Genomic DNA, 14,248 nt, shown 5'->3' with positions numbered 1-14,248 from the left:
TTTCGTTTTTCAGTGTCAGTCGTTTCCGGCTGCATCGAGCGAATGACGCCCCGGGAGCGCGGGTTTGCCTATTGTGCGATCCGTGCCTATACCGGGCTGTTGTATGTCGGCATTGTGCCGTTGTTTTCCGATTTTCGAGACAAGGTAAGGAACATGGACCTGCAGGCTGGGCTCTATCGTCATTACAAGGGACAGAACTACCGGGTCCTGGGTGTCGCGCGGCATTCGGAGACGGAAGAGGCGCTGGTGATCTACCAGGCGCTGTACGGCGAATTCGGTCTCTGGGTGCGTCCGCTGGAGATGTTCACCGAGGCCGTGGAGGTCGATGGCGAGTGGGTGCCGCGCTTCGTCCTGGTGAGTCCCGAGGCCGATCCCCTGGGCTTGCAGAAAGCTCCCGGCGGGGAAGACCGCGCTTGACCTTGGCTCGTTCGCCACTATATATAGCGGTGCCGCGCTAGTCGCTCCCTTCTTTATATTCATCTTTTCGACGCAGGAACCTTCCGATCCATGGGTAAATCGCTGGTCATCGTGGAATCCCCGGCCAAGGCCAAGACCATCAACAAGTACCTGGGTAGCCAGTACGTGGTGAAGTCGAGCATCGGCCACATCCGTGACCTGCCCACCAGTGGTTCGTCGAGTTCCAAGGAGCCGGCGGCCAAGGGCCGCAAGAGCGCCTCCGAGGCGCCGGCGCTGTCACCGAAGGAGAAGGCCAGGCGCCAACTGGTCTCGCGCATGGGGGTCGACCCCGAGCATGGCTGGAAGGCCAAGTACGAGATCCTGCCCGGCAAGGAAAAGGTCATCGACGAGCTGCGCCGCCTGGCCAAGGACGCCGACACCGTCTATCTCGCGACCGACTTGGACCGCGAAGGGGAGGCCATCGCCTGGCACCTGCGGGAAGCCATCGGCGGTGACGAAAGCCGCTACAAGCGCGTGGTATTCAACGAAATCACCAAGAAGGCCATTCAGGAGGCCTTCTCCCAGCCCGGCGAGCTCGATATCAACCGGGTGAACGCCCAGCAGGCGCGGCGTTTCCTCGACCGCGTGGTCGGCTACATGGTCTCGCCGCTGCTCTGGCAGAAGATTGCCCGCGGGTTGTCCGCCGGCCGCGTGCAGTCGGTGGCGGTGAAGCTGGTGGTGGAGCGCGAACGCGAGATCCGCGCCTTCGTCCCGGAAGAGTACTGGGAGGTGCATGCCGACCTCGGTACCGCCAAGGGCGCCAACGTGCGCTTCGAGGTTACCCGTGAGAAGGGCGAGGCCTTCAAGCCGCTCAACGAAGCCCAGGCCATGGCGGCCCTGGAAAAGCTCAAGGCGTCGGCCTATAGCGTCGCCAAGCGCGAGGACCGGCCGACCTCCAGCCGACCCTCGGCGCCGTTCATCACTTCCACCCTGCAGCAGGCGGCGAGCAACCGCCTGGGCTTCGGGGTGAAGAAGACCATGATGATGGCCCAGCGTCTCTACGAGGCCGGCTACATCACCTACATGCGTACCGACTCGACCAACCTGTCGGCCGATGCCATTGGCATGGTCCGCGGTTTCATCGAGGACGAGTTCGGCCAGAAGTACCTGCCGGGCAAGGCCAACGTCTACTCGAGCAAGGAGGGCGCCCAGGAAGCGCACGAGGCGATCCGTCCTTCCGACGTCAACCTCAAGCCGACCCAGCTGTCCGGCATGGAGCGCGACGCCGAGCGCCTGTACGACCTGATCTGGCGCCAATTCGTGGCGTGCCAGATGACCCCGGCCGAATACCTCTCGACCAGCGTGAGCGTCACCGCCGGCGATTTCGAACTGCGCGCCAAGGGCCGCATCCTCAAGTTCGACGGTTATACCCGGGTACTGCCGCAGCAGAGCAAGCCGGGCGAGGACGACGTCCTGCCGGAAATGAAGGAAGGCGAGAACCTCAAGCTGATCAAGCTCGATCCGAGCCAGCACTTCACCAAGCCGCCGGCGCGCTACTCCGAAGCGAGCCTGGTCAAGGAACTGGAGAAGCGCGGTATCGGCCGCCCCTCGACCTACGCGGCGATCATCTCCACCATCCAGGAGCGCGGCTACGTAACCACCCACAACCGCCGCTTCTATGCGGAGAAGATGGGCGACATCGTCACCGATCGGCTCAACGAGAGCTTTGCCAACCTGATGGACTACGGTTTCACCGCCGGGATGGAGGAGCATCTCGACGACGTGGCCCAGGGCGAGCGCGACTGGAAGCACCTGCTCGACGAGTTCTACGGCGATTTCAAGAAGAAGCTCGAGGTGGCCGAAGTCAGCGAGAAGGGGATGCGCGCCAACCAGCCGACCCTGACCAACATTCCCTGCCGCGAGTGCGGCCGGCCGATGATGATTCGTACCGCCTCCACCGGCGTGTTCCTCGGCTGCTCGGGCTACAGCCTGCCGCCGAAGGAACGTTGCAAGGCGACCGTCAACCTGATTCCCGGCGACGAGATCGCCGCGGACGACGAGGGCGAGTCCGAGTCGCGGGTGTTGCGTGGCAAGCATCGCTGCCCGATCTGCAGTACCGCGATGGACGCCTACCTGCTGGACGAGAAACACAAGCTGCATATCTGCGGCAACAACCCCGACTGTCCGGGCTACGAGATCGAGGAAGGCCAGTACCGGATCAAGGGCTACGAAGGGCCGAGCCTGGAATGCGACAAGTGTGGCAGCGAGATGCAGTTGAAGACCGGCCGTTTCGGCAAGTTCTTCGGTTGCACCAATCCGACCTGCAAGAACACCCGCAAGCTGCTGAAGAATGGCGAGGCGGCGCCGCCGAAGATGGACGCCATCCGCATGCCTGAATTGAAGTGCGAGAAGGTGGACGATATCTACGTGCTGCGCGACGGCGCTTCGGGCATGTTCCTGGCCGCCAGCCAGTTCCCGAAGAACCGCGAGACCCGCGCGCCGTTGGTGAGCGAGATCATCCCGCACAAGGCCGAGCTGGATCCCAAGTACCATTACCTCTGCGACGCCCCGCAGAAAGACCCGGACGGCCGTCCCGCGGTGATCCGTTTCAGCCGCAAGACCAAGGAGCAATACGTGCAGTCCGAGGTCGATGGCAAGCCCACCGGCTGGCGCGCCTTCTACGATGGCGGCAAGTGGAAGGTCGAAGACAAGCGCTGATGGATGGCGCGCCCGCTTGCATGGGGCGCGCTTATACTGCGCGAAGGCCGGGCGCTGACCTGGCCTGCGCTCCGCATTCCTTCCAGTTTTAATCGGGAGTACCGGCATGGCCCAAGAGCTTTATACCCGCACCAACCAGAAGCTGTATTTCGCCGGGTTGGCTCTGGAGGCCTGGAAGCGAGCCGATGCCGAGCGGGCGATGAATGCCCAGGCGATCATCCAGGGGGAGCGCGAATCGGCGCTGTTCCACCTTTATGGCGCAGTGCTCGGTGTATGCCATGAGATCGCCGGTTACTACCGTCTGCCGCAGGCTGCCGCTCCTCGCGTGGATGCATTGCTGAATGCCGAAGTGCTGGCGGCCGCGCCCAGCCCCGAGCTGGCTGAGCTGGTGGAGTTGGCGTCGCAGCCGGAAACCTGGCTGGGCCAGTTGCTGGGCGCCTACTCCGAGCTGTTCCTGCCGCCGCGACCGACCAAGGCAGCGAAGATCGACCCCAGCACACCGTTGATCGTTGCCGTGAGTATCGACGAAGACGCCCCCTTGCTTTCTCGCGAGACCCTCGAGGAATGGCGGCAGTCGCTGAAGCAACTGGTCCTGCGTTTTCGCGAGAGCCTGACGGAGCTGTAACGCCGTCGTCATTCGCCGATCAGCGGTAGGAAATTTTCCTACCGTTCCACTCGGTTGATTTGCCAGCAAAAAAATTTAGCGGATGCCGTCCGGGCGCTCTGGAACCGCCGTTACAGGCGCGAGAGCGGAACCGGAAGGCGGATGCGGGCTAGGGATGCACTGGATGGGCTGTTACAATGTCGCGTCTTCGTAGAGAGCGTCTGTCATGCCAACATCCTTCCTTGAAATCGTAGAAATGCCCGACGGGCGCATCGTGCTGCGTCGCGCCGATGACGAGGAGGCGTTGGTGACCCTGGAGTTCTCCGGGGACGCGAAGAATTTCCTGCAAGGCCAGCATGTCGAAGTGGCCAAGGCCATGTTCAATGTCGGCGTGCAAATGGCCGGTCGTCTTGCCGAGGGCGAGATGGAACACGACGAAGGCCCCCGCGTCCTGCACTGAACGCTGTCCCCCGCCGTTTTTTCAACCCAGACGAATATTCAGGCTCTGTGCTTGGCCCAGTTGGGCGGCGCGGGACAGTTGCTTGCGCGCCGCCCGGCTCAGCGGTTCCAGCCAACTGACCACGGTGTGGCTGCGGCCCAGGCGTAAGGCCTCGCAACTGAGCGCCAGGGCAGCGGCGTTGTCCTTCGCCTGCAGTAGCAGGATGCGCTCGCGGTTCAGGCCGGCGCGGCGCAGCCATTCATGGGTCAGGCTCGCCGGCGGAGCGATCAGGGTCAGCCAGCGGGCATCCTGTTCCTCGCTGAGCTCGCGGAGAATCGGTGCGAGCAGGGTCAGGCAGTGCCCTGGCAGGCCGCTGAGCGAAAGTTCGCTAAAGGCAGCGGGTTCCTCGATGGAGGCGCTGGAAGGGCTGTCGATGACATCGTCGAGCAAGGGAGCGCCGTTGCTGGCCCAGAACGCTTCCTGGAACAGTGGCAACTGGGCGCTGGGCAGCGAGTGGGAGGTCTGCATGGTATCTCCTGTCAGCGTCGGATCACGCCGACGCTCAAGCCTTCGATGATCAGTTCCTGCTCCTTCAGATCGACTTCGATCGGAGCGAACTCAGGGTTTTCCGCCAGCAGCCAGACCTTGCTGCCTTCGCGCTTGAAGCGTTTCACCGTGACCTCCTCGCCGATCCGCGCGACCACCACCTGGCCGTTGCGCGCTTCGCGGGTGACGTGGACGGCCAGCAGGTCGCCGTCGAGAATGCCGATGTCCTTCATGCTCATGCCGCGCACGCGCAACAGGTAGTCGGCGCGAGGATTGAAGAAGGCGGGATTGATCCGGCAGGATTCCTCGATGTTCTGTTCGGCGAGGATCGGTGCGCCGGCGGCGACCCGTCCGATCACCGGCAGGCCCTCATCGTCGTTGGCGGCATGCGGTTCGAAGCCGGGAATGCGGATGCCGCGAGAGGCGCCCGGAGTCATTTCGATGGCGCCCTTGCGTGCCAGCGCCTTGAGGTGCTCCTCGGCGGCGTTCGGCGACTTGAAGCCGAGTTCCTGGGCGATTTCCGCCCGGGTCGGCGGAAAGCCGTGGTCTTCCAGGCAGCGCTTGATGAAGGAGAGGATCTCGGCTTGGCGGGGCGTCAGCTTCTGCATGTCGTCGCTCTGTGTTTTTATCCAGTGACTGGGATTATATACAGTGAGCGAGGCGTGGCAATGATTTTCCGCATGACATTTCGTCCTGCGTCACGATGAAGTTGGCCAGTGTCTTGCTTCCGTTTTTCGGGACTTCTCTGTAATTTTCCTGACTGGTGCGTCATCTGCCGCTTGACAAGGGATGTGGCTGAAACGTATGTTTCAAACAAGTGTTTGTCAGGCGGAGAAACCATGGCCCAGTCGGAAACCGTCGAACGCATTCTCGATGCGGCGGAACAGCTGTTCGCGGAAAAAGGCTTCGCCGAAACCTCGTTGCGTCTGATCACCAGCAAGGCCGGGGTCAACCTGGCGGCGGTGAATTATCACTTCGGTTCGAAGAAGGCGCTGATCCAGGCGGTGTTCTCGCGCTTCCTCGGGCCATTCTGCGCCAGCCTGGAAAAGGAGCTGGATCGTCGCCAGGCCAAGCCCGAGGCCCAGCACGCCACCCTGGAGGACCTCCTGCACCTGCTGGTGTCCCAGGCGATGGCGGTGAAGCCGCGCAGCGGCAACGACCTGTCGATCTTCATGCGCTTGCTCGGCCTGGCCTTCAGCCAGAGCCAGGGGCACCTGCGCAAGTACCTGGAAGAGGTCTACGGCAAGGTCTTCCGGCGCTACATGCTGCTGGTCAACGAGGCGGCGCCGAAGCTGCCGCCCATCGAGCTGTTCTGGCGCGTGCACTTCATGCTCGGCGCGGCCGCCTTCAGCATGTCGGGGATCAAGGCCCTGCGGGCGATGGCGGAAACCGATTTCGGCGTGAACACTTCCACCGAGCAGGTGATGCACCTGATGGTGCCGTTCTTCGCCGCCGGCATGCGCGCCGAGAGCGGCATCGACGATCCGCTGCTGGCCGGGGCGCAACTGCGCCCGCGGAACAAGACGCCCGCCAAGGCCTGATCGCAGACGGCGCCCGAGGGCGCCGTTTTCCTTTCTCCTTTCTCTGTGCTCCGGGCGGAACTCCATGCGCCGGGCCGGCTCCATTGGCAGGCGCGCGGTACTGCCTCGGGGCTTAAGTCTTTCTGCCGGGTGCAGTACAGTGTGCGCTGTCTGAGGCCCGTGACGGCGGGCTTCGCTGATTTCCAGGCCATAGGACTCTTCATGCAAGGCTCTCTGATGCTCGACATCGGCGGCACCTGGCTGACCGCCGAGGACCGCCAAATCCTGCGCCACCCCGAGGTGGGCGGGCTGATCATCTTCGCTCGCAACATCGAGCATCCTGCCCAGGTTCGCGAACTGTGTGCGGCCATTCGCGCCATCCGTCCCGACCTGTTGCTGGCCGTCGACCAGGAAGGAGGGCGCGTGCAGCGCCTGCGCCAGGGCTTCGTGCGCCTGCCGGCGATGCGCGCGATCGCCGACAACCCCAATGCCGAAGAGCTGGCCGAGCACTGTGGCTGGTTGATGGCGACCGAGGTGCAGGCGGTAGGCCTCGACCTGAGTTTCGCGCCGGTGCTGGATCTCGATCACCAGCGCAGCGCCGTGGTCGGTAGCCGCGCCTTCGAGGGCGACCCGGAGCGTGCCGCGCTGCTTGCCGGTGCTTTCATTCGCGGCATGCATGCCGCCGGGATGGCCGCCACCGGCAAGCATTTTCCCGGTCACGGCTGGGCCGAGGCCGACTCCCATGTGGCGATTCCCGAAGACGCGCGCAGCCTCGAGGAAATCCGGCGCAGCGACCTGGTTCCGTTCGCCCGCCTGGCCGGACAGCTCGACGCGCTGATGCCGGCCCATGTCATCTATCCGCAGGTCGACCCGCAGCCCGCCGGCTTTTCCCGGCGCTGGTTGCAGGAGATCCTGCGCGGCGAGCTGAAGTTCGACGGGGTGATCTTCAGCGACGACCTGTCGATGGCCGGCGCCCATGTGGTCGGCGACGCCGCCAGCCGCATCGAGGCCGCCCTGGCCGCGGGCTGCGACATGGGTCTGGTGTGCAACGACCGGGCTTCCGCCGAGCTGGCCCTGGCTGCCCTGCAACGCCTGAAGGTGACCCCGCCGTCGCGTCTGCAACGCATGCGCGGCAAGGGCTACGCGAATACCGACTATCGCCAGCAGCCGCGCTGGCTGGAAGCACTGTCCGCGTTGCGCGCCGCGCAACTGATTGATTGAGGGAGCTGTCGATGAGTGTCTACGCGATTATCGGAGGAACCGGCCTGACCCAGCTGGAAGGGCTGACGCTGAGCGAGTCCCTGCCGATCGAAACGCCGTATGGCGCGCCGTCCGCGCCGCTCCAGCGTGGCCGCTACGCCGGGCGCGAGGTGCTGTTCCTGGCGCGTCACGGTCATCCGCACCGCTTCCCGCCGCACCAGGTGAACTACCGCGCCAATCTCTGGGCGCTGAAGCAGGCGGGTGCCGAGGCGGTGATCGCGGTGAACGCGGTGGGTGGCATCCATGCGGCGATGGGAACGGGGCACCTGTGCGTGCCGCACCAGTTGATCGACTACACCTCGGGACGCGAGCACACCTATTTCGCCGGCGATATCGAGCATGTCACCCATATCGACTTCAGCCACCCCTATGACGAGCCGTTGCGCCAGCGCCTGATCGAGGCATTGCGTGCGTTGGGGCTGGCGCACAGCAGCCATGGGGTCTACGCCTGCACCCAAGGGCCGCGCCTGGAAACGGTGGCGGAAATCGCCCGGTTGGAGCGGGACGGCAACGATATCGTCGGCATGACCGGCATGCCCGAGGCGGCACTGGCCCGCGAGCTGGACCTGCCCTACGCCTGCCTGGCGCTGGTGGTCAATCCCGCGGCGGGGAAGTCGGCGGGGATCATCACCATGGCCGAAATCGAACAGGCATTGCACGATGGCATCGGCAAGGTGCGCGAGGTGTTGGCGCGGGTCCTGGCCGGCTAGGCGGCCATCGCAACGAAAAAAAAGGCCGCTATTGCGGCCTTTTTCGCTATTGCGCAGGAGGTGCGGCGTCGAAACCGCCTTCGACGGGAGGCGCGTCCGCCGGTGCCTGCTGTTCTTCCATTTCCATGGGATTGGGGGCGGCGGGACGGGCGCCGACCGGCACCACCTTGATCAGGATGCCCAGGCTCGGATGGTCGAGATAGGTCAGTTCGCCATTCTTCAGCCGCGTGCCCTGCCTGATGTGCTGGCTGCCGGCGAGGAAACCGTCGTCGCCGAAGCGATTGACCCAGAAATCGGCCTCCATGTCGACGAAGCGCACCTGGCTGAGGGTCAGCGTACCTTCCACCGGGAAATGATGATCCTGTTCCTGGCCTTCGCTGAGGGCGATCTTCACCGGGGTCTCGCCGATGTCCTGGCGCCAGGCCTTGTGCAGCAGCACGGTGTAGCCGTTGTCCTGGCTGAGCTTGGCGAGCTGGTTGTCGAGCGCGGTGGCGCGCAGGGCGTCGCTGGCCAGCGGCTGTGCGCCGGTGGCCCAGTCGTCCGGCGCCGGCTGGCTGGACGGCACGGCATCGCCGGCCTGGCGGAACACCACCAGTTCCACCTGGTAGGGACCGCCGGCGAATGCCGCGGGGGCGGCCAGTGAGAGCAGCAGGGCAAGGCAACGGAACAAGCGCATAGGCTAATCCTTAGGTGGTTTGCGGTGTCAGGCGCTCGAACAGCGCCTCCAGGGTATTGAAGCGTTCTTCCGGTCGTTCCATGGGCACCTGGAAGCGGAACAGGGTTGCGCCTTCGAACTTGTAGCGGTTCGGCTGGCCCTGGATCAGCTTGATCAGTACCAGCGGGTCGACCTGGGTATCGGCGGCGAATTCTATACGACCGCCCTGCGGTCCGGCATCGACCTTGAGGATTCCAAGTTTTTCCGCCTGCAGCTTCAGAAGGGTCAGGCGCATCAGGTTCTTCGCCGGATCGGGCAGGAGCCCGAAGCGGTCGATCATCTCCACCTGCAACTCGCGCAAACCTTCCTCGTCAGGGGCGTTGGCGATGCGCTTGTAGAGGATCAGCCGGGCATGCACGTCGGGCAGGTAATCCTCGGGGATCAGCGCAGGCACCCGCAGGTTGACCTCCGGCCCACCGCCCAGCGGCTGCTCGAGGTTCGGCTGCTCGCCCTTGCGGATGGCCTTCACCGCCCGTTCGAGCATTTCCATGTAGAGGGTGAAGCCGACCGCCTGGATCTGCCCGCTCTGGCCGTCGCCGAGCAACTCGCCGGCGCCGCGGATCTCCAGGTCGTGGGTGGCGAGGACGAAGCCGGCGCCCAGGTCCTGGGCGTTGGCGATGGCTTCCAGGCGCTTCTCGGCGTCCGGGGTCATCTGACGGCGCGGCGGTGTCAGCAGGTAGGCGTAGGCCTGGTGGTGGCTGCGACCGACGCGGCCGCGCAACTGGTGCAACTGGGCCAGGCCGAACTTGTCGGCGCGCTCGATGAGGATGGTGTTGGCGCTGGGCACGTCGATGCCGGTCTCGATGATGGTCGAGGCCACCAGCACGTTGAAGCGCTTGTGGTAGAAGTCGCTCATCACCTGTTCCAGCTCGCGCTCGTGCATCTGTCCGTGGCCGATGCCGATGCGCGCCTCCGGGACCAGTTCGGCGAGGTCGCGGGCGCACTTCTCGATGGTCTTCACTTCGTTGTGCAGGTAGTACACCTGGCCGCCGCGCAGCAGTTCGCGGAGCAGCGCTTCCTTGATCACCGCGTTCTGCTGCTCCATGACGAAGGTGCGCACCGACAGGCGGCGCGCCGGCGGCGTGGCGATGATGGACAGGTCGCGCATGCCGGAGACGGCCATGTTCAGGGTCCGCGGGATCGGCGTGGCGGTGAGGGTGAGGATATCCACTTCGCTGCGCAGGGCCTTGAGCTGCTCCTTCTGGCGCACCCCGAAGCGGTGTTCCTCGTCGATCACGACCAACCCCAGGTTGGCGAACTTCACGTCTTCCTGGAGCAGCTTGTGGGTCCCGATGAGGATGTCGATCTTGCCTTCGGCCAGTAGCCGCGCGGCGTTCTCGACTTCCTTGGCGCTCTTGAAGCGGCTCATCACCTCGACGCTCACCGGCCAGTCGGCGAAGCGGTCGCGGAAGCTGTTGTAGTGCTGCTGGGCGAGCAGGGTGGTGGGCACCAGCACCGCCACCTGCTTGCCGCTATGCACGGCGACGAACGCCGCGCGCATCGCCACTTCGGTCTTGCCGAAGCCGACGTCGCCGCAGACCAGGCGGTCCATGGGCCTGGGCGCGAGCATGTCGGCGACCACCGCCTCGATGGCGCTTTGCTGGTCCGGCGTCTCCTCGAACGGGAAGCCGGCCGAGAAGGTCGCGTAGTCGGCCTGCGGATCCTTGAACGCGAAGCCTTCGCGGGCGGCGCGGCGGGCGTAGATGTCGAGCAGTTCGGCGGCGACGTCGCGAACCTGTTCGGCGGCCTTGCGCTTGGCCTTCTGCCAGGTTTCCGAGCCGAGTCGGTGCAGCGGCGCCAGGGCGTCGTCGGCGCCGGTGTAGCGGGCGATCAGGTGCAGGTTGGCGACCGGCACGTAGAGTTTGGCGTCCTCGGCGTATTGCAGCATGAGGAATTCCGCCTGCTGGTTGTCCACCTCGAGGGTGATCAGGCCCAGGTAGCGGCCGACGCCATGGTCGATGTGCACCACCGGCGCGCCTTCGCGCAGCTCGGTGAGGTTCTTGATCACCGCGTCGCCGCCGTCGCGGGTCTTTTCCCGGCGCCGGCGCTGCATGACGCGCTGGCCGAACAGCGGGCTTTCGGCGACCAGGGCGAGTGCCGGATGGTCCAGCAGCAGGCCCTCGTCCAGCGGCGCGATGCTGATCGCCAGGCGTGCCTGGCTGGCGAGGAAGGCCGGCCAGCCGTCGACTTCCTCGGGGCGCAGCTTCAGTCGGGCCAGCAGCTCCAGCAGGACTTCCCGGCGTCCGGGCGATTCGGCGCAGAACAGTACGCGGCCGGGGAACTCCTCGATGAACCGGCGCAGCGCGGCCAGCGGCTCGGCGGCCTTGGCTTCGATCGCCAGGTTCGGCAGCGGCAGGGCCGGGAAGCGCTCGCGCCCGACGCCCGGCTCGACGTCCTCCTGGCTGGCGACCACCCGTGGCCAGTTCTTCAGCCGGGCGAAGCAGTCTTCCACCGGAAGGAACACTTCCGCCGGCGGCAGCAATGGCCGTTCCGGATCGACCCGGCGGTCCTCGTAGCGGCTGCGTACGTCATTCCAGAACTGCTCGGCGGCCTGTTCGATGCCGGGCAGGGAGAACACCTGGGTGTCTTGCGGCAGGTAGTCGAAGAGGGTCGCGGTTTCCTCGAAGAACAGCGGCAGGTAGTACTCGATTCCCGAGGGTGTCAAACCGCTGGCGAGGTCCTGGTAGATCGGGCAGCGCCGGTAGTCGACGTCGAAGCGCTCGCGGAAGCGGCCGCGGAAACCGGTGACCGCTTCCTTGTTCAGGGGGAATTCGCGTGCCGGCAGCAGGCGGATTGACTCGACCTTGTCGATGGAGCGCTGGGTCTCCGGGTCGAAGGTGCGCAGGGTCTCGATCTCGTCGTCGAACAGGTCGATACGGAAGGGCAACTCGCTGCCCATCGGGAACAGGTCGATCAGTGCGCCGCGGACGGCGAACTCGCCGTGCTCGTAGACCGTGTCGACGCAGCGGTAGCCGGCGCCTTCCAGGCGCAGGCGCATCCGCTCGACGTCGAGTTTCTGGCCGACGTCGAGGACCAGGCTGCTGCCGAGCAGGAAGCGGGTCGGCGCCAGGCGGTGCAAGGCGGTGGAGATCGGCACCACCAGCACGCCGTGCTTGAGCTGCGGCAACTGGTAGAGGGCGGCGATGCGCTGGGAAATGATGTCCTGATGCGGCGAAAAGACGTCGTAGGGCAGGGTTTCCCAATCGGGGAAATGCAATACCGGCAGGTCGGGGGCGAAGAACCGCAGTTCCTGTTCCAGGCGTTCGGCATTCTGGCTGTCGGCGGTCAGCAGCAAGGTGAAGCGCTTGGCGGAACTGGCGGCCTCGGCGACAGCCAGGCTCAGCGCGGCACCGGGGAGGTTGCCCCAGTGTTGCTTGCCGGCGCTGGCCGGCAGGCTGGGAAGACGCAGTACGGACACGGGCAAGCTGGGCTCCGGTCGGGAATTTGACCTGCCGGATTGTAACTTTCCCGACTGCTGGATGTCAGTCTTCCGACTGCTGCAGATTGCCGAGCCTGGCCGGCGCGGTCATAATGTAGCCCCTTTTTTCATCCCCTACATGTGGAAGGTATTGCCCGTGACTCAGAAGCCCGACCAGTGTCTCGGTGAATGGATCGATCGTGAAGCCATCGCGGAAGCCATGATCCCGCTGATTGGCCAGCTCTACCGCAATAACAATGTGGTGACCTCGATCCATGGCCGTGGTCTGATCAACCGCTCGGTGATCGCGATCATGAAGGCGCATCGTTTCGCCCGTCATCGCATGGCTGATGACGCCGAGCTGTCGGTTCACGAGACGTTCCCGATCCTCAAGGCGATGAGCGAGCTCAAGCTGGGCGCCGCTTCCGTCGATCTGGGCAAGATGGTCGCCAAGTTCAAGGCAGAAGGTAACGGCCGCAGCATCGAGGACTTCGTCAAGGCCGAGCTGGCCGAAGTGGCCGGCAAGCAGAACGGCGATGCCCGCGAAGGCACCGACGTCGTGCTCTACGGCTTCGGCCGCATCGGTCGCCTGCTGGCGCGTATCCTGATCGAGAAGACCGGCGGCGGCGACGGCCTGCGCCTGCGCGCGATCGTCGTGCGCAAGGGCGCCGAGAACGACCTGGTCAAGCGGGCCAGCCTGCTGCGTCGGGACTCGGTGCATGGTCCGTTCGACGGCACCATCACCATCGACGAAGAAAACAACACGCTGACCGCCAACGGCAACCTGATCCAGGTGATCTACTCCAACGACCCGGCGTCGATCGACTACACCCAGTACGGCATCAAGAACGCCCTGCTGGTCGACAACACCGGCAAGTGGCGCGACGCCGAAGGCCTCGGCCAGCACCTGAAGTGCCCGGGGATCGATCGCGTGGTCCTTACCGCTCCGGGCAAGGGTGCGCTGAAGAACATCGTGCACGGTATCAACCACACCGACATCGGCGCCGACGACAAGATCATCTCGGCCGCCTCCTGCACCACCAACGCCATCGTGCCGGTGCTGAAGGCCGTCAACGACCAGTACGGCATCGTCAACGGTCACGTCGAGACCGTCCACTCGTACACCAACGACCAGAACCTGATCGACAACTTCCACAAGGGCAGTCGTCGTGGCCGCAGCGCGCCGCTGAACATGGTGATCACCGAGACCGGTGCCGCCACCGCCGCGGCCAAGGCCCTGCCGGTGCTGAAAGGCAAGCTGACCGGCAATGCGATCCGCGTGCCGACGCCGAACGTGTCCATGGCGATCCTCAACCTGAACCTGGAAAAGGCCACCACCCGCGAAGAGATCAACGAGTACCTGCGCCAGATGGCCATGCACTCGGACCTGCAGAAGCAGATCGACTTCGTCAGCTCCCAGGAAGTGGTTTCCACCGACTTCGTCGGTTCGCGCCATGCCGGCGTGGTGGACGCCGAGGCGACCATCTGCAACGACAACCGTGTCGTCCTGTACGTGTGGTACGACAACGAGTTCGGCTACAGCTGCCAGGTAGTGCGCGTGATGGAAGACATGGCTGGGGTCAACCCGCCGGCCTTCCCGCGTTGATGCGCGAGGCGTAGAGGAAAACGGGAGCTCTCGGGCTCCCGTTTTTCATTTCTGTGGATAACCAGAACAAGAAACTACTCACTTCGATTTAGGGTTTTTCAATGGATGGTCAACATCTGCACCAGGGCGAGCTGAAGCGTGGCCTGAAGAATCGCCACATCCAGTTGATCGCGCTGGGCGGGGCGATCGGCACCGGGCTGTTCCTCGGCTCGGCGGGCGTCATCAAGACGGCCGGCCCGTCGATGATCCTCGGTTACGCCATTGGCGGCTTCATCGCCTTCCTGATCATGCGCCAGCTCGGCGAGATGATCGTCGA

General features: G+C 64.7%; 12 protein-coding genes and 1 pseudogene. 9 read left to right on the top strand and 4 right to left on the bottom strand.

The window, feature by feature from the left end; all coding sequences use genetic code 11:
- Positions 1-153: 153 nt before the first annotated feature.
- The 4 genes from HMPREF2581_RS27305 (at position 154) to HMPREF2581_RS27290 (ending at position 4,178) form a co-directional block, all read left to right on the top strand.
- Positions 154-417, top strand: coding sequence for a DUF1653 domain-containing protein (locus HMPREF2581_RS27305; RefSeq protein WP_003109484.1), 264 nt, complete (start codon positions 154-156; stop codon positions 415-417).
- Between the two features lie 90 nt (positions 418-507).
- Complete coding sequence (gene topA / locus HMPREF2581_RS27300) at positions 508-3,114, top strand: type I DNA topoisomerase (protein WP_003091201.1); 2,607 nt, start codon at positions 508-510, stop codon at positions 3,112-3,114.
- Between the two features lie 106 nt (positions 3,115-3,220).
- Positions 3,221-3,739, top strand: a complete 519-nt coding sequence (locus HMPREF2581_RS27295) for a DUF6586 family protein (RefSeq protein WP_003091199.1) — start codon at positions 3,221-3,223, stop codon at positions 3,737-3,739.
- A gap of 205 nt (positions 3,740-3,944) precedes the next feature.
- A complete protein-coding gene (locus HMPREF2581_RS27290) occupies positions 3,945-4,178 on the top strand; it encodes a hypothetical protein (RefSeq protein ID WP_003109483.1) in 234 nt (77 codons plus the stop codon).
- Between the two features lie 21 nt (positions 4,179-4,199).
- On the opposite strand, the gene sulA is transcribed toward HMPREF2581_RS27290, so the two are convergent.
- Complete coding sequence (sulA, locus tag HMPREF2581_RS27285) at positions 4,200-4,685, bottom strand: SOS-induced cell division inhibitor SulA (RefSeq protein WP_003091197.1); 486 nt, start codon at positions 4,683-4,685, stop codon at positions 4,200-4,202.
- Positions 4,686-4,696: 11 nt separating this feature from the next.
- Positions 4,697-5,311, bottom strand: a complete 615-nt coding sequence (gene lexA / locus HMPREF2581_RS27280) for a transcriptional repressor LexA (RefSeq protein WP_003091196.1) — start codon at positions 5,309-5,311, stop codon at positions 4,697-4,699.
- Positions 5,312-5,542: 231 nt separating this feature from the next.
- Between lexA and psrA the strand changes: the two genes are divergently transcribed.
- The 3 genes from psrA (at position 5,543) to HMPREF2581_RS27265 (ending at position 8,193) form a co-directional block, all read left to right on the top strand.
- On the top strand, positions 5,543-6,244 hold the full coding sequence (gene psrA / locus HMPREF2581_RS27275; protein ID WP_003091195.1) for a transcriptional regulator PsrA: 702 nt from the start codon (positions 5,543-5,545) through the stop codon (positions 6,242-6,244).
- Positions 6,245-6,445: 201 nt separating this feature from the next.
- Positions 6,446-7,444, top strand: a complete 999-nt coding sequence (gene nagZ / locus HMPREF2581_RS27270; RefSeq protein WP_003118092.1) for a beta-N-acetylhexosaminidase — start codon at positions 6,446-6,448, stop codon at positions 7,442-7,444.
- Positions 7,445-7,455: 11 nt separating this feature from the next.
- Positions 7,456-8,193, top strand: coding sequence for an S-methyl-5'-thioinosine phosphorylase (locus tag HMPREF2581_RS27265; RefSeq protein ID WP_003091193.1), 738 nt, complete (start codon positions 7,456-7,458; stop codon positions 8,191-8,193).
- A gap of 46 nt (positions 8,194-8,239) precedes the next feature.
- Here HMPREF2581_RS27265 and HMPREF2581_RS27260 read toward each other — a convergent pair whose 3' ends face one another.
- The gene (locus HMPREF2581_RS27260; protein WP_003091190.1) at positions 8,240-8,869 is read right to left on the bottom strand and encodes a CsiV family protein; all 630 of its coding nucleotides are present in this window, start codon (positions 8,867-8,869) and stop codon (positions 8,240-8,242) included.
- A gap of 10 nt (positions 8,870-8,879) precedes the next feature.
- Positions 8,880-12,326 carry a transcription-repair coupling factor gene (gene mfd / locus HMPREF2581_RS27255; RefSeq protein WP_003091189.1) on the bottom strand — a complete coding sequence of 1,149 codons (3,447 nt, stop codon included), beginning with the start codon at positions 12,324-12,326 and terminating at the stop codon, positions 8,880-8,882.
- 139 nt (positions 12,327-12,465) lie between these two features.
- Here mfd and HMPREF2581_RS27250 point away from each other — a divergent pair, with 139 nt between their 5' ends.
- Positions 12,466-13,932, top strand: a complete 1,467-nt coding sequence (locus HMPREF2581_RS27250; RefSeq protein ID WP_009313820.1) for a glyceraldehyde-3-phosphate dehydrogenase — start codon at positions 12,466-12,468, stop codon at positions 13,930-13,932.
- 101 nt (positions 13,933-14,033) lie between these two features.
- A pseudogene (locus tag HMPREF2581_RS27245) lies at positions 14,034-14,248 on the top strand (aromatic amino acid transporter AroP); the annotation flags it as partial.

The organism is Pseudomonas sp. HMSC057H01 (genome assembly GCF_001836405.1).
GTDB classification, from domain to species: Bacteria; Pseudomonadota; Gammaproteobacteria; order Pseudomonadales; family Pseudomonadaceae; genus Pseudomonas; species Pseudomonas aeruginosa.
This window is presented reverse-complemented; position numbering and strand designations above follow the sequence as displayed.